This is a genomic window from Cupriavidus sp. GW823-FHT06D04 (assembly GCF_058795055.1).
On sequence record NZ_JBXAHL010000001.1, the window covers coordinates 238,253 to 258,491 of the forward strand.

Here is a 20,239-nt window from a genome sequence, read left to right on the forward strand (position 1 = left end):
GCGGAGCCCCCATGGGCATGCCTGAGGCCCAGCCACAGATCGCCAGCGCCGCCGCACCAGATTTCGATGCGCAGCACTTCCGCCGCACCCTGTCGCAGTTCGCGACCGGGGTGACGGTGATCACTACGCGCGCCAGCGCCGAGTCTGTCGCCGCCGGCGCGCCGCCGTTCATCGGCATCACCGCCAGTTCGTTCAATTCGGTGTCGCTGGATCCGCCGCTGGTGCTGTGGAGCATGGCCACGCGCGCCAACAGCCTGCCGATGTTCCGCGACGGCACGCACTACATCATCAACGTGCTGTCGGCCTCGCAGCTGGAGCTGTGCCAGCGCTTTGCCACCCTCAAGGGCGACCGTTTCGCCGGCGTCGACTACCGGCTCTCGGCCACCGGCCTGCCGATCCTGTCCAATGCGCTGGCCTGGTTCGAATGCCACAACCGCAGCCGCTACGACGAGGGCGACCACATCATCTTCGTGGGTGAAGTCGAGCGCTGCGGCGTGCTCGATGGCAGCGACGGCCCGCTGGTATTCCAGGGTGGCCAGTTCACCACCACCGCCCCCCTCGACCTCTGAACGGCACCGGCTCATCATGGCGGACGTGCCCGCGCAATCCCCCCTGCCCTTTGTCGATGGCTACCTGGCCTACCTGCTGGCCCGCGCCAGCCACCTGATCTCGGGCGAATTCCACCGCGAAGTGGAAGCCAGCGGCCTGTCCGTGCAGGAATGGCGCGTGCTGGCCACGCTGGCCGACCGCCCCGACTGCACCATCGGCACGCTCGCCGAAATCACGCTGACCAAGCAGCCGACGCTGACCAAGCTGGTCGACCGCATGGCCGCCGACGGGCTGGTGACGCGCCGCGCCGGCCAGACCGACCGCCGCCAGGCGCTGATCTCGATCACCCCGCGCGGCCTCGCGCAGGCCCAGCCGCTGCTGGCGCGCGCCGCCCAGCACGAGCGCGCAGTGCTGGACGACTTTGGCCCGCGCCAGGGCGCGCTGCTCAAGGAAACCCTGCGGCAGCTGATTGCGCTGCATACGCAACGCTAGGCTAGGCTAGGCCCCCTCCGCGCCCGCCTTCAGGATCGCCAGCGGCGAACTGTCCACCTTGATCCGCTGCAGCACGATATTCGAGCGGATATCCATCACGCCCTTGGTGCGGTACAGCCGGTTCACGATGAAGTCCGAGTAGTGCTTCAGGTTGCGCGCCTGCACCCGCAGGATGTAATTGCTGTCGCCGGTGATGATGTACGCCGACAGCACTTCCGGCCACGACTGCACCGCGGCGATAAAGGTGTCGTGCCAGCCTTCCACGTCATGGCGCATCGACACTTGCACGATCGCCTCAAGCTCCAGCCCGAGCTGCTCGGCGTCGAACCAGGCGCGGTAGCCGCCGATCACCCCTGACTCTTCCAGCAGGCGCACGCGCCGCAGGCATGCCGAAGGCGACAGCGCCACGCGGTCAGCCAGGTCCTGGTTGCTGATGCGGCCGTTCTCCTGCAGGCAGGTCAGGATGCGCAGATCGGTGGGATCGAGGTTCATTCGAATTTCCTTCGAAAAATCATCAATTCTTCGCATTTTATGCGAAAGAAGACCGTATCGACAGTCCATTTAGCAAGCCTCTTGCCGCCAATTTTGACTATGATTTCCGACATCGAGGCAGACAACGACGGCGCCTTGCAAAGGCGCCGCGCACCCTTATGACCGCCCCCAATCAAGACCCACGCCGGCTGTGGGACATCAGCCCGCCGCTCTCCCCCGCCACCCCGGTCTGGCCCGGCGACACGCCGTTCCAGCAGCAACCGGCCTGGCAGATGGACGAGCACTGCCCGGTGAATGTCGGCCGCATCACGCTGTCGCCGCACACCGGCGCGCACGCCGACGCACCGCTGCACTACGCCGCCGACGGCGCGCCGATCGGCGCCGTGCCGCTCACGCCCTACCTCGGCACCTGCCGCGTGATCCATTGCATCGGCGCCTCGCCAGTGGTGGAGCCGCGCCATATCGAACACGCGCTGGCCGGCCTGCCGCCGCGCGTGCTGCTGCGTACCTACCGGCGGGCGCCGCTGGCGCAGTGGGACCCGCACTTCTGCGCGGTCGCGGCCGAGACCATCGCGCTGCTGGCCGCGCACGGCGTGCAACTGGTGGGCATCGACACACCGTCGCTGGACCCGCAGGAATCCAAGACCATGGACGCGCACAACGCCGTGCGCCGGCACGGGCTGGCCATCCTGGAAGGCATCGTGCTGGACGAGGTCGATGCCGGCGACTACGAACTGATCGCGCTGCCGCTGCGCTTTGCCGGGCTCGATGCCAGCCCGGTGCGCGCGGTGCTGCGCAGCCTCGACTGAACCACTCCCGAACAACCCCTGGCCAATCCCACGACATGACGACATTTGACCGCGAGCACTGTATTCGGCTCGATGAGCGAGACCCGCTGCGCCCGCTGCGCGACCAGTTCGCGCTGCCCGAGGGCGTGATTTACCTCGACGGCAACTCACTGGGCGCCCGCCCGCGCGCCGCCGCCGCGCGCGCCGCCCAGGTGGTGGCCGAAGAATGGGGCGAGGGCCTGATCCGCAGCTGGAACACCGCCGGCTGGTTCGAGCTGCCGCAGCGGCTGGGTAACAAGCTGGCCCCGCTGGTCGGCGCGGGCCAGGATGAAGTGGTGGTGACCGACACCACCTCGATCAACCTGTTCAAGGTGCTGGCCGCGGCGCTGCGCGTGCAGCAGACGCGCGACCCGGCGCGCAAGGTGATCGTGTCGGAGGCCAGCAACTTCCCCACCGACCTGTACATCGCGCAGGGCCTGGCCGACCTGCTGCAGCAGGGCTATTCGCTGCGCCTGGTCAATTCGCCGGCCGAGATCGACGCCGCCGTGGGCGCCGATACCGCCGTGCTGATGCTCACCCACGTCAACTACAAGACCGGCGAGATGCTGGACATGGCCGCGCTGACCGAGCTGGCCCATGCCCGCGGCGCGCTCACGGTGTGGGACCTGTGCCACTCCGCCGGCGCCGTGCCGGTCAACCTGAAGGCGGCCGGGGCCGACTACGCCATCGGCTGCACCTACAAATACCTGAACGGCGGCCCGGGCTCGCCCGCCTTCGTCTGGGTCGCTCCCGCGCTGCGCGATGCCTTCTGGCAGCCACTGTCGGGCTGGTGGGGCCATGCCGCGCCGTTCGCGATGGAGCCGCAGTACCGCCCGGTCGACGGCGTGCGCCGCTTCCTGTGTGGCACGCAGCCGGTGACTTCGCTGGCGATGGTGGAATGCGGCCTGGACATCTTCGCCCAGACCACGATGCAGGTGCTGCGCGCCAAGTCACTGCTGCTGACCGACTTGTTCATTGAACTGGTGGAAGCCCGTTGCGGCCACCACCCGCTGACGCTGGTCACGCCGCGCGAGCACGCGCGCCGCGGCAGCCAGGTCAGCCTGGAGCACCCGGACGGCTATGCGCTGGTGCAGGCCCTGATCGAGCGCGGCGTCATCGGCGACTACCGCGAGCCGCGCATCGCCCGCTTTGGCTTCACGCCGCTGTACACCAGCTTCACCGAGGTGTGGGATGCTGTGGAAATCCTGCGCGATGTGCTGGACAGCGGCGCCTATCGCGACGCGCGGTTCCAGACGCGCGGCCAGGTGACCTGATCGGGAGCGCATCATGAGTGAATTCAAGGGATGCCCTTTTTCCGGCGCGGCCGGCACCGCAGGCCAGGCTACGCCGCAAGGTGACAACTGGCACGGTGCGCAGATGGATTTCGCCAAGGACATGAGCTACGGCGACTATCTCGGCCTGGACCAGATCCTGAACGCGCAGCATCCGCTGTCGCCGGACCACAACGAGATGTTGTTTATCGTGCAGCACCAGACCACCGAGCTGTGGATGAAGCTGATGCTGCACGAGCTGCGCGCCGCGCGCGAATCGGTCAAGACCGACAGCCTGCCGCCGGCGTTCAAGATGCTGACGCGGGTGTCGCGCATCATGGACCAGCTGGTGCAGGCGTGGAACGTGCTGGCGACGATGACGCCGCCGGAATACTCGGCGATGCGGCCCTACCTGGGCATGTCGTCAGGCTTCCAGTCGTATCAGTACCGCGAGATCGAGTTCATCCTCGGCAACAAGAACGCTGCCATGCTGAAGCCGCACGCGCACCGGCCGGAGCATTTGGCGCTGGTGGAAACGGCGCTGAAGACGCCGTCGCTGTATGACGAGGCGATCCGGTTGATGGCCAGGCGTGGTTTTGCGATCGATGCGGACTGCGTCGAACGGGACTGGACGCAGCCCACCGCGTATAACGCATCGGTCGAGGCCGCCTGGCTGGAGGTCTATCGCAATCCCGGTGCGCACTGGGAACTGTATGAACTGGGCGAGAAGTTTGTCGACCTGGAAGATGCGTTCCGGCAATGGCGCTTCCGGCATGTGACCACGGTTGAGCGGGTGATTGGCTTCAAGCGTGGTACCGGCGGCACGGAAGGCGTCAGCTATCTGCGCAAGATGCTGGATGTAGTGTTGTTTCCGGAATTGTGGAAGTTGCGCACGGACCTGTAACACCTGCGCACGTCGGACCTGGCCGTCAGCCCGCCGGGTCCGACAGCCTTGCCGCCAGCGCCCGCAACGCCGGCGCCAGCGTCTGGTGGAACACCGCCTCATCCACCGCCCCATAGGAAGCACTGCAGCTCAGCATGTGCAACTCCTTCTCCCCCACCGGCCGGAACGCCACCGCACAGGCATGGATGGCCGGATGCCAGTCGCGGAACGACGCCGCATAGCCGCGCTGCTGCGCCTCGGCCAGGGCCGCGCGCGTGGCCGTCTCCTGCTGCTTCCACTGCTCCGGGAACGCCTGGCTGAACTCAGCCATGACCCGCTCGCGCCGCGCCGCCGGCAGCGCGGCCAGGTACGCGCGCCCCATCGAACTCGACACCAGCGACAGCCGCGAGCCCACGCCCAGCCCCAGCATCACGCCCGCGTCGTTGCGGATCGATTCCAGGTAGATCACTTCCATGCGCTCGCGCTTGCCCAGCGAGACCGAGACCCCGTATGACTGGGCGAACGCCAGCATATGCGGCCGCGCCAGCGACACCACGTCTGACGCTGACAGGTAGGCATAGCCCAGCGCCAGCACGCCGGCATCCAGCGCGTACTTGCCCAGGCTCTCGTCATAGCGCAGGTAACCCAACTGCACCAGCGTGCCGGCCAGCCGGCTCACCGTGGCCTTGGGGAAGCCGGTGCGGCGCACGAAGTCCTGGTTGCCGAGCATTGCCTCACCGGTGCGGAAGCAGCGCATCAGTTCCAGCCCGCGCGCCAGGGCGGTGACGAAGTTGGGATCGCTGTCGCGCACCGGCGCGGGCGGCGTGGCATCGGGAGAAAGTGACGGACTGGTCAAGGGCGGCTCCTCTCAGGTCGGCGGTTGTCCGCTCATCGCACAAAGGCATGGGTGTCGGGGGTTTTGCCTGTTGCACGGCAAACCCATTGCGATATACTAATTCAACGGAACACAGTTCCGCAATGCGGAACCACAAAAACCCTCCGCGAAGATCACCGAACCCGTCATGATTCCCGGAAGCGCCGGTGCGGCAAGCGACCATTCGCCCGCCCCCGATGCTTCCCCCGCGCTACCGAAGGAGACCTGCATGGCTGCCAACGCCGAATTCCACTGGGCCGACCCCCTGCTGCTGGACCAGCAACTGACCGCCGAAGAACGCATGGTGCGCGACGCCGCCGCGGCGTACAGCCAGGACAAGCTGATGCCGCGCGTGCTTCAGTCCTTCCGCAACGAGAAGACCGACATCGAGATCTTCCGCGAGATGGGCGAACTGGGCCTGCTCGGCCCCACCATCCCCGAGCAATACGGCGGCCCCGGCCTGAACTACGTCAGCTACGGCCTGATCGCGCGTGAAGTCGAGCGCGTCGATTCCGGCTACCGCTCGATGATGAGCGTGCAGTCGTCGCTGGTGATGGTTCCGATCCATGAATTCGGCACCGAAGCGCAGAAGCAGAAGTACCTGCCCAAGCTGGCCACCGGCGAATGGATCGGCTGCTTCGGCCTGACCGAGCCGAACCACGGCTCCGACCCGGGCTCGATGGTCACCCGCGCCAAGAAGGTCGACGGCGGCTATGAGCTGACCGGCGCCAAGATGTGGATCACCAACTCGCCGATCGCCGACGTGTTCGTGGTCTGGGCCAAGCTGCAGGGCGATAACGGCAAGGACGAGATTCGCGGCTTTATCCTGGAAAAGGGCTGGAAGGGCCTGTCGGCGCCGGCCATCCACGGCAAGGTCGGCCTGCGCACCTCGATCACCGGCGAAATCGTGCTGGATCAGGTGTTCGTGCCGGAAGAGAACATCATGCCGGGCGTGAGCGGCCTGAAGGGCCCGTTCACCTGCCTGAACTCGGCCCGCTACGGCATCGCCTGGGGCGCGCTGGGCGCCGCCGAGTTCTGCTGGCACACCGCCCGCCAGTACACGCTGGACCGCAAGCAGTTCGGCCGCCCGCTGGCCGCCACGCAGCTGGTGCAGAAGAAGCTGGCCGACATGCAGACCGAGATCACGCTGGGCCTGCAAGGCTGCCTGCGCCTGGGCCGCATGAAGGACGAAGGCACCGCCGCGGTGGAAATCACCTCGATCATGAAGCGCAACTCGTGCGGCAAGTCGCTGGACATCGCCCGCGTGGCGCGCGACATGCTGGGCGGCAACGGCATCTCGGATGAGTTCGGCGTGATCCGCCACGTGGTGAACCTGGAGGTGGTCAACACCTATGAAGGCACCCACGACATCCACGCGCTGATCCTGGGCCGCGCCCAGACCGGCCTGCAGGCCTTCTTCTGATCGCCATCCGCGACTTGCGCACAGGCTCTCCGCAATAAAAAGGCCCGGCTGCAAAGCCGGGCCAAGCACACTACCAAGGAGACGACGAGGCTGCCCCCGTCGATAAAACACCTGTCCTGAACGCCGGCCCCGCCTTCACGCGGGGCCGCGTTCATTTGTTGGGTTGGGGCGTCAGCCGCAGGTACGGCCGTACCGCCTGGTAGCCCTTGGGGAATTTCTCGCGGATCACCGCCTCGTCCTTCAGCGAGGGCACGATCACCACGTCATCACCGTCCTGCCAGTTGCCCGGCGTGGCCACGCTGTGGTTGTCGGTCAGCTGCAGCGAGTCGATCACGCGCAGGATCTCGTTGAAATTGCGCCCGGTGCTGGCCGGATACGTGATGATCAGGCGCACCTTCTTCTTCGGGTCGATGACGAACAGCGAGCGCACCGTCAGGGTCTCGTTCGCGTTCGGGTGGATCATGTCGTAGAGTTGCGACACCTTGCGGTCGCCATCGGCCAGGATCGGGAAGTTGACCGTGGTCGACTGGGTCTCGTTGATGTCGCGGATCCAGCCATGGTGCGACTCCACGCCGTCCACCGACAGCGCGATCGCCTTGACGCCGCGGCGCGCGAACTCATCCTTCAGCTTCGCGGTCAGGCCCAGTTCCGTGGTGCACACCGGGGTGTAGTCGGCCGGGTGCGAGAACAGCACGCCCCAGCTGTCGCCAAGCCACGCATGGAAGCGGATGCGGCCTTCGCTCGAATCCTGCTCGAAGTCCGGGGCGATATCGCCAAGACGCAATGCCATGTTCTGTTCTCCTGATTTCGGGGTGGAACCAGAGTATCCGGATTGATATCCAACCCAAACGAATATAAAGTCACTACAAAATCACTCGAAGTCATATAAACATTTTCTGACAGTCATCACGCGTGCTTTCCGGCATGCTTGCGATACTAGGCACTGGCGTCGCGCTTGCTGGCGTGTAGCCTTGAAACCACGGCCGCCCGCCACATATGCTAAGTATCAGACCGACAAATGCCGTTAGCCTCGGAGCGTAGAAAATGTCAGAATCCGCACAAACCGAACCAACCGCCCGCAAACAGGAGAAACTGATGAGCGATGTCAAGACCGTTCTGTCCGACGCCGAGGAACTGCTGAAGCAAGCCGCCTCGACCACCGGGGAAAAGGCCGCCGAACTGCGCGAGCGTGGCATGGGCCTGCTCAAGCAAGCCAAGGAAAAGGCCCAGGACCTGCAAGACGCCGTCGTGACCAAGAGCAAGGCCGCTGCACGCGCCACCGACGACTACGTGCATGACCACCCGTGGCGCGCCGTGGGCGTGGCCGCCGGCGTAGGCCTGCTGATCGGTCTGCTGCTGAACCGCAAGTAAGCGATTCCAACCCGGCGCGGCATGCTGATGCCGCGCCTGAGCGGCAACCCGGTCATCGGGTTGCCAGTGGCCGGGGCGCAAGCATGTTGGCGACACACCATGACGCCACACCCGGCCCCGCCTGCTGGAAAGGCGCGTACGGCCACGCCGTCGCGCCGCTCTTTCACGCCGGAGCCGCATGAGCGAATCCCCCCCTTCCCCCAAGTTCCTCGAATCCGTGCGCAACCTGGCCGGCTCGCTGGTGGCAATGATCCAGACCCGCCTCGAACTCGCCAGCGTGGAGCTTGCCGAGGAACGCACGCGCCTGATGAAGGTCGCGCTGCTGGCCTGCTTCGGCCTGGTGTTCTTTGGCATCGGGCTGGTCACCCTGACCGGGCTGATCGCCATCCTGTTCTGGGACACCTACCGCTGGCAGGCGCTGGGCGCACTGACGGTCCTTTACCTGGTGCTGTGCGCGATTTGCCTGGCGTACGCACGCAACCTGGTGCGCAACGCCCCGCCGATGCTGGAGGCCACGCTCGCCGAAATCGACAAAGACCGGGAGATCCTGCGCCGATGAGCCCCCTGGAACCCGACGACAGCGCAGCCGGACACAACCGCCGCGATCACCCGCGGCGGGCCCGGTTCACGCAAGAGGTACGCCTGCCACTGGCGGTGCGCAAGGAATTGCTGCTGACCCGCGCCGCGCTGGAACGCTACGACTGCCTGCAGGCCCTGCACGAGGTGCGGGGTGGCGCGCACCGCCTTGGCACTATCGGCCACTGGCTGCCGCGCATCGCCCGTCCGGGGTCGTGGATGAAAGTGGTCGGCATGACCAAGGACTACCCGCTGCTGAGCACCGTATTGACGCTGGCGCTGCCGCTGGTCAAGCGCACGCCGGTGCTGCGCTGGACCTGGAAGCTGTCCAAGGTCGGCCTGGCAGCCGGCGCCGCCTACTGGGTGTACAACACCTGGCGCGAGGCCAGGCACCAGGCCGTGCCGCCCGCAACCGCGCCAACACCCGCGCCGGCCGGTACCCCGCCCGGCGCCGATACCGGCTTCCGCGATCCGCTCGTTCCCTGACCCGCGGCCGGGCCTGGCCGCTCAGCCCGCCAGCGCCAGCGCCGGCCGGTCGCCGGCCTCGGCATCCGCCGGGGCAAACGGCACCGGCGCCGCAATGTGATAGCCCTGCACCAGGTCCACGCCCAGCTCGCGCAGCCGTTCGAGCATGGCCTCGCTCTCAACGAATTCCGCAATGGTCTGCTTGCCCATGGCGTGGCCGATGCGCTGGATCACCTCCACCATCACCAGGTTGACCGGGTCGGCCAGCATGTCGCGCACGAAGCTGCCGTCGATCTTCAGGTAGGCCGCCGGCAGGTGCTTGAGGTAGGTGAACGACGACATGCCCGCGCCGAAGTCATCCAGCGCAAACTTGCAGCCCAGCTGCTGCAGCTGCAGGATGAACGCGCCGGCCTGCGCCAGGTTGGAGATCGCCGCGGTTTCCGTGATCTCGAAGCAGATGCCGTCCAGCGCGATGCCGAAGCGCTGCGCCTGCTCGCGCACGAAATCGGGAAACTGGATGTCCGCCAGCGACGAGCCTGACAGGTTGATCGCGCAGGTGGCAATCTCCGCCTGCCGCCCCGCCAGGGTGGCAAACGCAGTCTCGACCACCCAGCGGTCAATCATCGGCATCAGGTTGTAGCGCTCGCAGGCCGGCACGAAGGCCATCGGCGGCACTAGCCGGCCACGTTCATCGACCATGCGCAGCAGCAGTTCCACATGGCGGCCCGTCTGCGGCAACGCGCCATCGTGCGCCGGCACGATCTCCTGCGAGTACAGGCAGAAGCGGCCGGCCCCCAGCGCCGCATGCACGCGGCTGACCCACTCCATCTCCCCGTGGCGCGCCTGCACCACGCTGTCCAGCGGATGGTAGACCTGCACGCGGTTGCGCCCGCCCTCCTTGGCCACGTAGCAGGCCGCGTCGGCCGCGCTCAGCGCCTCGGCGACGTTGACGGTCTGTCGGTCCAGCGTGACCAGGCCGATGCTGACGCCCAGCGTGAAGGTGCGCTGGCGATGCGCAAAGCGGAAACATGCAATGGCGTGGCGCAAGGCCTCGGCCACGCGTTCGCCATCGCCGGTGCCGCAATGCTCCAGCAGCACGCCGAACTCGTCGCCGCCCAGCCGCGCCAGCGTGTCGCTGCGGCACAGCTGGCTGCGCATGACCTCCGCCATCTGCCGGATCAGCTCGTCGCCGGCGGCATGCCCGCAGGTGTCGTTGACCACCTTGAACTGGTCCAGGTCCAGGTACATCAGCGTATGGGTGGTGCCCTGTTCGCGTGACCGCGTGATCGCCGCGCCCAGCCGGCGCTCGAACTCGGCGCGGTTGACCAGGCCGGTCAGCGCATCGTGGCTGGCCTCGTACGCCAGGCGCGCCGCATGGGCGCGTTCCTGGCTGATATCGTGCAGCACCACCACCACGCCGATGGCCTGCGCGGCACGGTCGCGGATCAGCGCCACCGATGGCTTGACCGCCAGCGCCTGTCCGGGCAGCCCGGACACATCGCGCCGCACCAGCTGCGCCGACCGGCTGCGCCAGCGCTGGCGCAGCGCCAGCGTGACAATATCGGGCAGCGGCGCCAGGCTGTCCTCGTCGCGCAGCACGCAGACGTTGCTCAGCGGCAGGCCGCGGGCGTCGGCTTCGCGCCAGCCGGTCAGGGCCTCGGCCGCGGGGTTGAGCGATTCCACGCGCCCCCACACATCGGCCGTCACCACCGCGTCGCCGATGGCCTGCAGCGTGACCTGAGCGCGCTCCTTCTCGGCAAAGAGCTGGGTCTCGTAGCGCTTGTGGTCGGAAATATTCGTGAGCGACCCCGCCATGCGCGCGCGCCGGCGCCCCGCCCCGCGCACCAGCCGGCCGCGGGCGCGCACCCACAGGTAATCGCCGGCGCGGTTGCGCAGGCGGAATTCGGCGTCGTAGGGCTCGCCGCTGCGCAGATGGTGGGCCAGCTTGGCCTCGAAGGCGGCCAGGTCGGAAGGATGCAGCAGGCCCAGCACGGTTTCGCGCGCATGCGGCAGCTCGTCGTCGTGGTAACCGAGCATCTGCGCGCAGCGCGGCGAGAAGTACAGCTCGCCACGGCCAAGATGCCAGTCCCATAACCCGTCGTTGCTGCCCTCCACCGCCAGCTGCAACTGCTCTTCGCGCTGCGCCAGCGCCTCGCGCAGCCGGCGCTCGCGCCGCAGCGGCGCCACCGACAGCAGGATCGCCGACATCAGCAGCGCCGCCGCCATCACCGCGCTTCCGGTGGTCAGCAGCCGCGTCACGCGGCGCGAGGCCTGGCCCAGATGGCCCGAAAAGGCCTGCTCCAGCGGCGTCAGCCTGGCGTCGATCTGCGCTATGTTGCGCAGCACCGGCGCCACGCAATCGTCCCTGCAGCCGGGCTGGCGGATCAGCCGGCGCAGGGTCAGTGCCTGTTCGTGCAGGGCAGCGATCTCGATGTCGCCCGCGGCCCACACGCGGATCGCGGCATCGACCTCCTGGATATGGCGGAAATTCCGGTAGAGCCGCACCATCCGCGGAATGTCTTCGGGATGGTTGCCGCCGGCAAGGAGCCCTTCATGGATGCGCCCCAGGTCAGGCTCGTCGCGGTCGAGCTCCAGGCGCGCGTGGTGGTCGCCCAGCGGGATCGCGATCGACTCCAGATATGCCTCGAAATCCGCCGGATCGCGATCCTCGCCGTAGCGCAGCAGGTGCAGCACGGCGTTCTTCTGGCCCTTGGACCACTGGCTCTCGCCCGCGACAAAGGCGCGTGCAGCCGACAACAGGTCCAGGCTGGCGATGCTGAACAACGCCAGCGCAACGACCACCGGTACGAACGGCCAGATGATGCGCAGCACGTGCCCGCTGGCCGGCAAGGAAACGCCTGCTTGCCGCATAGGGTCTTGTTGGTGGGCCGTGTCTCGCGGCCGTCCTGATGGACCGCGGTCAACACGCCGCGGCTGACCCATTGTGCTGCGCAGGCAGATCCAAGTCTCTACCTCGAACTAGTTAAAGCACCCCCCACTGTCGGGGCATGCCAGACGCAAAAAGGGCCTGTGACTTGCGCCACAGGCCCTTCGTAATACTGGTGGGTCGTGCGTGACTCGAACACGCGACCAACGGATTAAAAGTCCGCTGCTCTACCGACTGAGCTAACGACCCGAAAAAACAGAACCGCGATTATAGGGATGCAGTTCTCGATGTGTCAAGCATGCGCCTCAGGCCATGCGCTCCAGACGCCATATCTGGTAGCGGAATGCCAGCACCGCGCCGGCCAGGATACCCGCCAGCGCGATAAACGAGCCAAGCGCCAGGGTCGACACGCCCGACAGCCCCTGCCCGACCGTGCAGCCCAGCGCGGTCACGCCGCCCGCACCCATCAGGATGCCACCGACCATATGGTTGGCGACGTCCTCGGCATTGCCGAAGCCTTCCCAGCGGAACGTGCGCGTGGCCAGGGCATAGGCCGCCGCGCCGGCGATCACGCCGAACACGCTGACGATGCCGACCGTCGCCACCTTGCTCTTGTCGCTGAACATCATCAGCCAGTCGAGCGTGTAGGCATAGGGTGCGACGAAGCTCAGGCTTTCCATGCGGCCGCTGTTGGTCGAGACGAACAGTTCTTCAAGCGTGTTGGGGTCTTCGGCCACGTAGCCGAGGTGGCCCGACACATACCACATCGCCACGATGATCAGCCCGACGCCGATGCCGCCAAGCAGGTTGTCGAACGAGCGGAAGCCGCGGCCGGCCAGCGCCCACAGCACCAGCACGCCGCCCAGCGCCAGGCCCAGGCCCAGCTGCAGCGCGCCGCGCGCGAGCCCCGTGCCCTGCGCCAGCACGGACGGCAGGTCTTGCGTGGTGGGCAGCGTCAGCGCCACCGCGTCGACGGTATTCACGCGCACCACGCCGAACAGCCCGCGCAGCGTCATGTAGGCCGACAGGCCCAGGAAGACAAAGACCACCAGCGACTTCAGGTTGCCGGCGCCGATGCGCACCAGCGTCTTGCTGCCGCAGCCCGACGCCAGCACCATGCCGAAGCCGAACATCAGCCCGCCGGCCAGCGCCGACAGCCAGCCCAGCTTGCTGGCGGTGTAGATGGTCTTGGTGGGGTCGATCGCGCCGGTCCAGGCCAGCACGCCGGTGCCGATCATGGCCACGCCGATCGCCAGCACCCACATGCGCATGCGGCTCCAGTCACCCATGTTGACGATGTCAGAGACCGCGCCCATGGTGCAGAAGTGCGTGCGCTGCAGCACGGCGCCAAACAGGAAGGTCAGGACGAACGTGCTCAGCAGCACGGTGCGCGAGAGCGCGGCGAGGTCGATTTCAGGCATGTCGGGGGTGTGAACGGCGGCTTGAGATCAGGCAGCGGCCTGGTAGCGGGTCGGATCGGGCACACCGGCGGCTTCAAAGCCGGCCCGGCGGATGCGGCACGAATCGCACACGCCGCAGGCGCGGCCGTCGTCGTCGGCCTGGTAGCACGACACCGTCAGGCTGTAGTCCACCCCCAGCGCGATGCCGGCGCGGATGATCTCGCCCTTGGTCATGTCGATGATGGGCGCATGCACGCGGAAGCGGTCGCCCTCGACCCCGGCCTTGGTGGCGAGGTTGGCCAGCGTTTCATAGGCCGCGACGTATTCCGGGCGGCAGTCCGGGTAACCGGAGTAGTCGACCGCATTGGCGCCGAAGAACAGGTCGCGCCCGCCGACGGCCTCGGCCCAGCCGAGCGCCAGCGACAGCATGATGGTGTTGCGCGCCGGCACGTAGGTGACCGGGATGCCACCGGAAGCGCCGTCGGTCGGCACCGCGAGCGTGTCGTCGGTCAGCGCCGAGCCGCCGAAGCGGCGCAGGTCCAGGTCGATGATCTCGTGGCGCGTGGCGCCCAGCGCGGCCGCCACGCGCTTGGCGGCTTCCAGTTCAGAGGAGTGGCGCTGGCCATAGCGCATCGACAGCGCATAGGTCTCGAAGCCCTGGGCGCGGGCCATGGCGAGTACGGTGGCGGAGTCGAGTCCGCCGGACAGCAGGACGATGGCGCGTTGGGTCATGATCGGGAGCGCGCCGTCTGGGCGCGCAAAAGATTCAGGCGAATCGCGTATTTTAGCGCGGCCCAAGAAAAAGGCCCGCCGAAGCGGGCCTTGCAGACAGGACCGGGCGTGCCGGCCGCTTCCGGAGTTACTTCAACGTCTTCAGCCGGTTGCTGGCCGCCTGCGCGCCTTCGGTGCCCGGATACTTGGCCACCACCTGCTCCAGCGTCTTGCGCGCGGCCGCCTTCTGGCCGGACTCGAGCTGGTTGTTGGCAACCGCGATCATCGCGTCCGGCACCTTGGGATGCGTCGGGTTGGCGTTGATCATGTTCTGCAGCACCGAGGTGGAGCCCTTGTAGTCGCGCTGCGCATACAGCGAGTTGCCGAGCCAGTATTGTGCCAGCGGCGCGTATGGGCTCTGCGGGTACTTCTTGACGAACGCCGAGAACGAACTCCCGGCGCTCTTGAAGTCGCCCGCCTGGAACTGCTTGAGCGCGGCATCGTATTCGGGCTTTTCGCCAGGCTGCGACAGGCCTTCGCGGCCTTCGACCGTGACCTGCTGCGGCTCGAATTTCTTCAGGCGCGCGTCCAGGTCGGCGTAGTAGTCCTTCTGCTGCTTCTGCAGCGCGTCCACCGTGTTCTGCAGCACTTCGTTCTGGCCGCGCAGCCGGGCCACTTCCTGGCGCAGGCCCTCGAGCTGGTTCTGCATGTCGATCGTGGTGCGGCTGTTCTGCTCGATGCGCTGCGTCGCGGTCGCCTGGAAACCGTTGAACTGGTCGCGCAGGGTGATGACCGCCTTGCGCGCCTCGTCATCGTCGAACACTCCGGCATGCGCCTGCGACAGCGGCAGCATGCCGCCGCCGGCGACGGCGGCGAGCCACAACAAGGTGGAAACGCGTGCTTTCATGGATGGCTATCCGCAGATCAGTAGTTGATGTCCGCGCGGCGGTTTTCGGCCCACGAGGCTTCATCATGGCCGGCGGCCTTGGGCTTTTCCTTGCCCAGGCTCACGGCTTCCATTTGGGTGTCGGGCACACCCATCGAGGCCAGCGAGCGGCGCACGGCTTCGGCACGCTTCTGGCCCAGCGCCAGGTTGTACTCGCTGGTGCCGCGTTCGTCGGTGTTGCCCTGGATCAGGATCTTGCGGCCTTTGTTCGAGCCCAGGTACTTGGCGTGCTCGCCCAGCATGCCCTGGTAGTCAGACTTGACGCTGTAGCTGTCGAAGTCGAAGTACACGCTGCGCTTGGCCAGCGGGCTGTTCGGATCGTTCAGCGGATCGGCGGCCGTCACCGGGGTCACGGCGCGCGCATCGGCACCGGTGCCCGCGCCGGCGCCGGCTTTGGCGGTGTCGTCCAGCTTGACGCCGGAGCTGCAGGCGCCAAGGGCCAGCAGTGCGGCAACGGCAAGGGTTTTGCTCATCAGTTGGGGCATGGTGAATGACTCCTGTTATTGCATGAAAGGACCCCAGGACGGCTCGCGAACATCGCCGGACTGGAGGGACAGAACCTGCCGGGTACGCCCGTCAGTGGAAACCGCCGCCAGCACCGCGCGACCGCCCACGCGGGTGGCATAGAGGATGTACTTGCCGTTGGCGGCAAAGCTGGGCGCTTCGTCGTTGGCCGTATCGGTCAGCGACGTCACGTCGCCGTTGCTCAGGTCCTGCAGCTGCAGCTTGAAGCCGCCCGTGCGCGAGATGTACGCCAGGTACTTGCCGTCCGGCGAAATACGCGGGCTCACGTTGTAGCTGCCCTTGAAGGTGACACGTTGCGCACCGCCACCTTCCTCGCCGGAAGCGGGCATGCGGTAAACCTGCGGCGCACCGCCGCGGTCGCTGGTGAAGTAGATGCTCTTGCCGTCGGGCGAGTACTGCGGCTCGGTGTCGATGGCACTGCTGCGGGACAGGCGGCGGACGCCGGAGCCGTCGGCATTGACCTGGTAGACCTGGGTATTGCCGTCGCGCGACAGCGCCAGTGCCAGGTGCTGGCCGTCAGGCGACCACGACGGCGCGCTGTTGTTGCCCTTCTGGTTCGACACCAGCGTGCGCTTGCCGCTGGCCAGGTCGTGCACATACACCACCGGCTTCTTGGCCTCGAACGAGACATAGGCCACGCGCGCGCCGTCCGGCGACCACGACGGCGAGATGATCGGCTCGTTGCTGGTCAGCGCCACCTGCGCGTTCTGGCCGTCCGAGTCGGAAATCAGCAGCTGGTAGCGGCCGCCCACCTTCGACACGTAGGACAGGCGCGTGGCAAACACGCCGCGCTCGCCCAGCAGCTTTTCATAGATGTAGTCGGCGATTTTGTGCGCGGTCACGCGCAGCTGGGACTGGTTGACGGTAAAGGCCAGCCCGCCCAGGCTCTGGCCCTTGACGGTGTCGTACAGGCGGAAGCGGACCTCATACTTGCCGCCGGCGGCCGGGGTCACGCTGCCGGCGACGAAGGCATCGGCGCCGCGCGACTTCCAGCTGCCCAGGTCGACATTGGCGGATTCCGCCACCGTGGCGCCGCCCGGATCGACATTGCGCAGGCGCCCGCTGCGCGTCAGGTCGGCGCGGATGATCGCGGTCAGGTTCTGCGGGGCCTGGGCCTCGCCCTGGAAGTTGGCGGTCGCAACCGGAATCTGGCTGGAACCGACCCCGGAGATCTCAACGTTGAGTTGCGCGTGCGCGGCGCCGGCTGCCATCGTCATCGCCGCGGCCAGCCAGGCCATCAGCGCGCGGCGGCCGGCCAGGGGGGCCGGGCCGATGGCGCGTTGGGATTCGGGTTGGGTTGCGTTGTGCCGCCTCGCGGACAGCCAGTTGGGGGCCCAAAGCTTTCGCATGCTGCTCCTCAGTCGATTACAAGATTCGTCGGGCACGGCAGGCAATCGGCAAAACGGGCAGGTCGGGCGCTGCGCATGGCGCATGCCCGATCTGCGTGCGTGCTGCACACTGCCGGCCGCGTCAGGCAACCTGCCATGGTAGCGATGGGACTGAAACCCGGCGATGAAGGTTGCATTATGTTGCAAATCATGCGTTACGGGCCACTCAGTCCTTCGGCCGGAAGGTGATGGTGAAGCTGGCCGGCGCCTTGCCGTCCTCGTCACGCGGCAGCGGGTCGGAACGCTCGACCGCGCGCAGCACGGCGTTGTCCCACGCCGAGTTGCCGCTGGACTTGGCCAGCCGCGCCGACATCAGCGAGCCGTCCGGCGCCAGCCGCACGGACACCACCGCAGTCGGGTTGCCGTCTACGTCGTCGGTGAAGACGATGTTCGGTTTCACGCGGCGGCGTACGCGGTCGGGATAGCCGGGCGAAGCCTTGCCACCGCCGCCGGCACCCGCGCCGGCCGTGCTGCCCACGCCGCCACCGCCCGCGCCGGAGCCGCCGGCCAGCGCCTGCAGGCGCGCCAGCTCGCTCTTGCGCTGGGCACTGGCCGCAGCCTCGCGCTTGGCCTTGGCGTCGGCATCCGCCTTGGCCTTGGCCTTGTTCTCGGCGTCAGCCTTGGCCTTGGCGTCCGCCTGGGCCTTGGCCTTGGCGTCCGCTTCCTTGCGTTCTGCTTCCTTGCGCTCGGCCTGCTCCTTGCGCTGCTGTTCCTGCTGCTGCGCTGCCTTCTTCTTCGCGTCGTCCTTGCGCTGGGCTTCCTTGCGCTCGGCCTCGCGCTGTTCCGCTTCCCTGCGCTCGGCTTCCTTGCGTTCCGCCTCTTTGCGCTCGGCTTCCTTGCGCGCGGCCGCCTGCTTGCGCTCGGCCTCTTCGCGCGCTGCCGCCTCGGCACGGCGCTTCTGGCGTTCCAGCGCGATGTCGGCGTCGTCCTCGACCTTGCTCTTCACCTCGGGCAGCGGCGGGGCCGGGCGCGGCTGCACCACCGGCGCCGGCGGCGGCGGCGGGGGCGCGGTGGCGGCCGGAATCTCTTCCCACAGCTCGGCCTCGGCGCCGACCGGGGTGCTGCTCTGCAAGCGCACGCCGTAGTACAGCACGACAGCCAGCAGCATGTGCATGAAGAGCGCGAACAGGAAGGAACGCAGGGTTCCCCGCTCCTTGACCGGCTGGTAGGGATAGGCGGCGACGGTCTTCATCAGGCGCAACGGCAATCAGATAGGCGCTTCAATGCGTCAGGAGGTCTTGGACTTGACCATCAGGCCGACGCGCTTGATGCCATCGGCTTTCAGGATCGACATCACGTCCAGCACCGCCTCGTACTTGACCGAGCGGTCGGCGGCAATCACCACCGGCTGGTCGGGATTCTCGTTCTGGCGCTGGTGCACAAAGTCGAGCAGGCCCTGCTTGTCGAGCTTGCGCTCGAAGGCATTGCCGGCGTTGTCCTTGCCGCGCGCGGTGAGCTGGCCGCTCTCGTGCACGGTGACCACGATCGGCGGCGCCTTCTGCTGCGGCGTGGCGTTGGCCACAGTGGGCAGGTCGACGGTGGCGGGGCTCACGATCGGCGCCGCCACCATGAAGATGACCAGCAGCACGAGCATGACGTCGATGTACGGCACGACATTGATCTCGGCGCTGGCCCGGCGGCGCGAGCCGCCGCGGCGCTGAATGGCTGCCATTGCAGGACTCCTGGAAACGCCGGCCCGGGCTTGCGCCCGGACCGTCTGGATTAGATTCGATACGTGTGCAGTTAGCGTGCCTGCCGTTGCAGGATGTTCAGGAACTCTTCCATGAAGCTCTCGAACCGGATCGCCAGGCGGTCGATCTCCGTGGCATACCGGTTGTAGGCGATCACCGCCGGAATCGCCGCGAACAGGCCGATCGCGGTTGCTACCAGCGCCTCGGCAATACCGGGGGCTACCGATGCGAGAGTCGCCTGCTGCACATTCGACAGGCCGCGGAATGCGTTCATGATCCCCCAGACCGTACCGAACAGGCCGATATACGGGCTCACCGAACCCACCGACGCCAGGAACGGCAGATGCGATTCCAGCACATCCATCTCGCGCTGGTAGGCCGCGCGCATCGCGCGCCGGGCGGCATCGAGCAGCGCGCCGGCTTCATTGCCGCGCTCGCGTGCCTTCAGGAACTCGCCCATGCCGGATTCAAAGATCCGCTCCAGCGCGCCGGTGTTGTGGCGGTTGTTGACGGCACTGTTATATAGCGCCTGCAGGTCGCCGCCGGCCCAGAAGTCGCGTTCGAACCCCTCGGTCTGGGTGCGCGCCGAGCGCAGCGCCAGGTGCTTGCGGAAGATATAGGTCCACGAAAACAGGGACATGACGAGCAACAGCACCATGACGGCCTGTGCCAGCAGGCTGGCGTGGAGCACCAGCGTTACGATCGACATGTCTTGCGTGACGGTCACGGGATTCATCGTGCGGACTTGATGGTAGCTAGAACGGGGTCGGGAATCGGGGCGGGACGGAAAGTGCTTCGATCGACACACCCAACGCGGATCGCGCCAGATGCCAGCATCAGCTCGGCACGCCAGGCTTCCTGGGTGAACTGGACCGACGCCGGGCCGACCCGGTCGATGCGCGTGCGGATCTCGAGCTGGTCATCCAGCCGGGCGGGCGCATTGTAGTCCACCGCCGTACTGCGGACGATAAATACCACGCCCGCCTCGTCGGCGAGCGACTGCTGCTCGATGCCGAGCGCACGCAGCCACTCGGTGCGGGCGCGCTCGAAGAACTTCAGGTAGTTGGCGTAGAACACTACGCCACCCGCGTCGGTGTCTTCCCAGTACACCCGCAGGGTCCAGACAAAGTTTGTCATGGCCGCGATTGTAACGGAGAGCGATAGCGGTTTCGTGTAAACCCGCATGACGACTTTGCAACAGCAAGTTGCTGGCCAGCCCTTGCCAGTCCTTGCCTGGCGGGGCCGACGGCTTGCGGCGGGCGCCCGCCTCGCGCTACACTGCGCGCAACCATTCCATCTTGCGCGACTGGCGAAGTCAGTGGGCACTACCACGAGGAAGCGCAAGTTCTCTGGCGTGACGTTCATTGCGCGTTCGCGTAACGTTCAGCACGCCTAGGCGTGAAGTTGCTTGCGCCTGCCGCTCGCCTGGGCAGCGAATGGGAAGCAGGGTGCGCCCTGCACCGACGGT

22 protein-coding genes, 1 tRNA gene and 1 riboswitch are annotated in these 20,239 nt (G+C 67.1%); of the genes, 9 read left to right on the forward strand and 14 right to left on the reverse strand.

The annotated features are described in order from the left end of the window. Window positions 1-11 precede the first annotated feature (11 nt). Together AC1Q7H_RS01115 and AC1Q7H_RS01120 are read left to right on the forward strand one after the other, a co-directional pair. A complete protein-coding gene (locus tag AC1Q7H_RS01115) occupies window positions 12-569 on the forward strand; it encodes a flavin reductase family protein (RefSeq protein WP_013957607.1) in 558 nt (185 codons plus the stop codon). 16 nt (window positions 570-585) lie between these two features. Next, entirely contained in the window at window positions 586-1,041 is a 456-nt protein-coding gene (locus tag AC1Q7H_RS01120) for a MarR family winged helix-turn-helix transcriptional regulator (RefSeq protein WP_013957608.1), read from the forward strand. A 6-nt stretch (window positions 1,042-1,047) separates the two neighbouring features. On the opposite strand, the gene AC1Q7H_RS01125 is transcribed toward AC1Q7H_RS01120, so the two are convergent. Next, entirely contained in the window at window positions 1,048-1,533 is a 486-nt protein-coding gene (locus AC1Q7H_RS01125; protein WP_013957609.1) for an Lrp/AsnC family transcriptional regulator, read from the reverse strand. Between the two features lie 158 nt (window positions 1,534-1,691). Here AC1Q7H_RS01125 and kynB point away from each other — a divergent pair, with 158 nt between their 5' ends. The 3 genes from kynB to kynA are packed head-to-tail and all read left to right on the forward strand — an operon-like array spanning window position 1,692 to window position 4,535. Then, window positions 1,692-2,342 carry an arylformamidase gene (gene kynB / locus AC1Q7H_RS01130; protein WP_013957610.1) on the forward strand — a complete coding sequence of 217 codons (651 nt, stop codon included), beginning with the start codon at window positions 1,692-1,694 and terminating at the stop codon, window positions 2,340-2,342. Window positions 2,343-2,377: 35 nt separating this feature from the next. Further along, the gene (gene kynU / locus AC1Q7H_RS01135) at window positions 2,378-3,634 is read left to right on the forward strand and encodes a kynureninase (protein WP_153953692.1); all 1,257 of its coding nucleotides are present in this window, start codon (window positions 2,378-2,380) and stop codon (window positions 3,632-3,634) included. A gap of 13 nt (window positions 3,635-3,647) precedes the next feature. Further along, the gene (gene kynA / locus AC1Q7H_RS01140; protein ID WP_492380840.1) at window positions 3,648-4,535 is read left to right on the forward strand and encodes a tryptophan 2,3-dioxygenase; all 888 of its coding nucleotides are present in this window, start codon (window positions 3,648-3,650) and stop codon (window positions 4,533-4,535) included. Window positions 4,536-4,560: 25 nt separating this feature from the next. Here kynA and AC1Q7H_RS01145 read toward each other — a convergent pair whose 3' ends face one another. Then, a complete protein-coding gene (locus tag AC1Q7H_RS01145; protein WP_013957613.1) occupies window positions 4,561-5,370 on the reverse strand; it encodes an IclR family transcriptional regulator in 810 nt (269 codons plus the stop codon). Window positions 5,371-5,617: 247 nt separating this feature from the next. Here AC1Q7H_RS01145 and AC1Q7H_RS01150 point away from each other — a divergent pair, with 247 nt between their 5' ends. Continuing rightward, a complete protein-coding gene (locus AC1Q7H_RS01150; protein WP_013957614.1) occupies window positions 5,618-6,811 on the forward strand; it encodes an acyl-CoA dehydrogenase in 1,194 nt (397 codons plus the stop codon). Between the two features lie 151 nt (window positions 6,812-6,962). Here AC1Q7H_RS01150 and AC1Q7H_RS01155 read toward each other — a convergent pair whose 3' ends face one another. Further along, a complete protein-coding gene (locus AC1Q7H_RS01155) occupies window positions 6,963-7,601 on the reverse strand; it encodes a peroxiredoxin (RefSeq protein WP_211980065.1) in 639 nt (212 codons plus the stop codon). A gap of 254 nt (window positions 7,602-7,855) precedes the next feature. On the opposite strand from AC1Q7H_RS01155, the gene AC1Q7H_RS01160 reads away from it, so the two are divergent. The 3 genes from AC1Q7H_RS01160 to AC1Q7H_RS01170 all read left to right on the forward strand — a co-directional run bounded on the left by AC1Q7H_RS01160 (window position 7,856) and on the right by AC1Q7H_RS01170 (window position 9,244). After that, complete coding sequence (locus AC1Q7H_RS01160; protein ID WP_010813729.1) at window positions 7,856-8,182, forward strand: ElaB/YgaM/YqjD family protein; 327 nt, start codon at window positions 7,856-7,858, stop codon at window positions 8,180-8,182. A 178-nt stretch (window positions 8,183-8,360) separates the two neighbouring features. Beyond that, window positions 8,361-8,741, forward strand: a complete 381-nt coding sequence (locus AC1Q7H_RS01165; RefSeq protein ID WP_010813730.1) for a phage holin family protein — start codon at window positions 8,361-8,363, stop codon at window positions 8,739-8,741. Continuing rightward, a complete protein-coding gene (locus AC1Q7H_RS01170; protein ID WP_013957616.1) occupies window positions 8,738-9,244 on the forward strand; it encodes a DUF3318 domain-containing protein in 507 nt (168 codons plus the stop codon). The genes AC1Q7H_RS01165 and AC1Q7H_RS01170 overlap by 4 nt, the downstream gene beginning before the upstream one ends. 21 nt (window positions 9,245-9,265) lie before the next feature. Here AC1Q7H_RS01170 and AC1Q7H_RS01175 read toward each other — a convergent pair whose 3' ends face one another. The 11 genes from AC1Q7H_RS01175 to ybgC all read right to left on the reverse strand — a co-directional run bounded on the left by AC1Q7H_RS01175 (window position 9,266) and on the right by ybgC (window position 19,908). Then, the gene (locus AC1Q7H_RS01175; protein WP_013957617.1) at window positions 9,266-12,166 is read right to left on the reverse strand and encodes an EAL domain-containing protein; all 2,901 of its coding nucleotides are present in this window, start codon (window positions 12,164-12,166) and stop codon (window positions 9,266-9,268) included. 117 nt (window positions 12,167-12,283) lie between these two features. Continuing rightward, window positions 12,284-12,359: transfer RNA gene (locus AC1Q7H_RS01180), tRNA-Lys, on the reverse strand. A 56-nt stretch (window positions 12,360-12,415) separates the two neighbouring features. Beyond that, window positions 12,416-13,531, reverse strand: a complete 1,116-nt coding sequence (locus AC1Q7H_RS01185) for a YeeE/YedE family protein (RefSeq protein WP_013957622.1) — start codon at window positions 13,529-13,531, stop codon at window positions 12,416-12,418. A gap of 27 nt (window positions 13,532-13,558) precedes the next feature. Beyond that, window positions 13,559-14,242: a 7-cyano-7-deazaguanine synthase QueC gene (gene queC, locus AC1Q7H_RS01190; RefSeq protein WP_013957623.1), complete on the reverse strand. Its 684-nt coding sequence runs from the start codon at window positions 14,240-14,242 to the stop codon at window positions 13,559-13,561. A 127-nt stretch (window positions 14,243-14,369) separates the two neighbouring features. Next, complete coding sequence (ybgF, locus tag AC1Q7H_RS01195) at window positions 14,370-15,128, reverse strand: tol-pal system protein YbgF (RefSeq protein ID WP_153953697.1); 759 nt, start codon at window positions 15,126-15,128, stop codon at window positions 14,370-14,372. Between the two features lie 17 nt (window positions 15,129-15,145). After that, window positions 15,146-15,652: a peptidoglycan-associated lipoprotein Pal gene (gene pal, locus AC1Q7H_RS01200; RefSeq protein ID WP_013957625.1), complete on the reverse strand. Its 507-nt coding sequence runs from the start codon at window positions 15,650-15,652 to the stop codon at window positions 15,146-15,148. A gap of 15 nt (window positions 15,653-15,667) precedes the next feature. Continuing rightward, window positions 15,668-17,041 (reverse strand): Tol-Pal system beta propeller repeat protein TolB, encoded by a 1,374-nt coding sequence (gene tolB / locus AC1Q7H_RS01205; protein WP_013957626.1) that lies wholly within the window; start codon window positions 17,039-17,041, stop codon window positions 15,668-15,670. 205 nt (window positions 17,042-17,246) lie between these two features. Next, the gene (gene tolA, locus AC1Q7H_RS01210) at window positions 17,247-18,272 is read right to left on the reverse strand and encodes a cell envelope integrity protein TolA (RefSeq protein WP_492379636.1); all 1,026 of its coding nucleotides are present in this window, start codon (window positions 18,270-18,272) and stop codon (window positions 17,247-17,249) included. 36 nt (window positions 18,273-18,308) lie between these two features. Next, complete coding sequence (gene tolR, locus AC1Q7H_RS01215; protein ID WP_078197462.1) at window positions 18,309-18,752, reverse strand: protein TolR; 444 nt, start codon at window positions 18,750-18,752, stop codon at window positions 18,309-18,311. A 71-nt stretch (window positions 18,753-18,823) separates the two neighbouring features. Then, window positions 18,824-19,507, reverse strand: coding sequence for a protein TolQ (tolQ, locus tag AC1Q7H_RS01220; RefSeq protein ID WP_035821070.1), 684 nt, complete (start codon window positions 19,505-19,507; stop codon window positions 18,824-18,826). Then, a complete protein-coding gene (gene ybgC / locus AC1Q7H_RS01225; protein WP_492380841.1) occupies window positions 19,504-19,908 on the reverse strand; it encodes a tol-pal system-associated acyl-CoA thioesterase in 405 nt (134 codons plus the stop codon). The genes tolQ and ybgC overlap by 4 nt, the downstream gene beginning before the upstream one ends. 155 nt (window positions 19,909-20,063) lie before the next feature. Beyond that, window positions 20,064-20,209: riboswitch (ZMP/ZTP riboswitch) on the forward strand. The last annotated feature ends 30 nt before the right edge of the window (window positions 20,210-20,239 follow it).

Coding starts and splice junctions, on each gene's coding strand:
- tolA (WP_492379636.1), bottom strand. CDS start 18,272: ATGAAGACCGTCGCCGCCTATCCCTACCAGCCGGTCAAGGAGCGGGGA.
- kynB (WP_013957610.1), top strand. CDS start 1,692: ATGACCGCCCCCAATCAAGACCCACGCCGGCTGTGGGACATCAGCCCG.
- AC1Q7H_RS01120 (WP_013957608.1), top strand. CDS start 586: ATGGCGGACGTGCCCGCGCAATCCCCCCTGCCCTTTGTCGATGGCTAC.
- tolQ (WP_035821070.1), bottom strand. CDS start 19,507: ATGAATCCCGTGACCGTCACGCAAGACATGTCGATCGTAACGCTGGTG.
- queC (WP_013957623.1), bottom strand. CDS start 14,242: ATGACCCAACGCGCCATCGTCCTGCTGTCCGGCGGACTCGACTCCGCC.
- AC1Q7H_RS01170 (WP_013957616.1), top strand. CDS start 8,738: ATGAGCCCCCTGGAACCCGACGACAGCGCAGCCGGACACAACCGCCGC.
- kynA (WP_492380840.1), top strand. CDS start 3,648: ATGAGTGAATTCAAGGGATGCCCTTTTTCCGGCGCGGCCGGCACCGCA.
- kynU (WP_153953692.1), top strand. CDS start 2,378: ATGACGACATTTGACCGCGAGCACTGTATTCGGCTCGATGAGCGAGAC.
- AC1Q7H_RS01160 (WP_010813729.1), top strand. CDS start 7,856: ATGTCAGAATCCGCACAAACCGAACCAACCGCCCGCAAACAGGAGAAA.
- AC1Q7H_RS01165 (WP_010813730.1), top strand. CDS start 8,361: ATGAGCGAATCCCCCCCTTCCCCCAAGTTCCTCGAATCCGTGCGCAAC.
- AC1Q7H_RS01115 (WP_013957607.1), top strand. CDS start 12: ATGGGCATGCCTGAGGCCCAGCCACAGATCGCCAGCGCCGCCGCACCA.
- AC1Q7H_RS01125 (WP_013957609.1), bottom strand. CDS start 1,533: ATGAACCTCGATCCCACCGATCTGCGCATCCTGACCTGCCTGCAGGAG.
- ybgC (WP_492380841.1), bottom strand. CDS start 19,908: ATGACAAACTTTGTCTGGACCCTGCGGGTGTACTGGGAAGACACCGAC.
- pal (WP_013957625.1), bottom strand. CDS start 15,652: ATGCCCCAACTGATGAGCAAAACCCTTGCCGTTGCCGCACTGCTGGCC.
- AC1Q7H_RS01150 (WP_013957614.1), top strand. CDS start 5,618: ATGGCTGCCAACGCCGAATTCCACTGGGCCGACCCCCTGCTGCTGGAC.
- tolB (WP_013957626.1), bottom strand. CDS start 17,041: ATGCGAAAGCTTTGGGCCCCCAACTGGCTGTCCGCGAGGCGGCACAAC.
- tolR (WP_078197462.1), bottom strand. CDS start 18,752: ATGGCAGCCATTCAGCGCCGCGGCGGCTCGCGCCGCCGGGCCAGCGCC.
- AC1Q7H_RS01175 (WP_013957617.1), bottom strand. CDS start 12,166: ATGGGTCAGCCGCGGCGTGTTGACCGCGGTCCATCAGGACGGCCGCGA.
- AC1Q7H_RS01185 (WP_013957622.1), bottom strand. CDS start 13,531: ATGCCTGAAATCGACCTCGCCGCGCTCTCGCGCACCGTGCTGCTGAGC.
- AC1Q7H_RS01155 (WP_211980065.1), bottom strand. CDS start 7,601: ATGGCATTGCGTCTTGGCGATATCGCCCCGGACTTCGAGCAGGATTCG.
- ybgF (WP_153953697.1), bottom strand. CDS start 15,128: ATGAAAGCACGCGTTTCCACCTTGTTGTGGCTCGCCGCCGTCGCCGGC.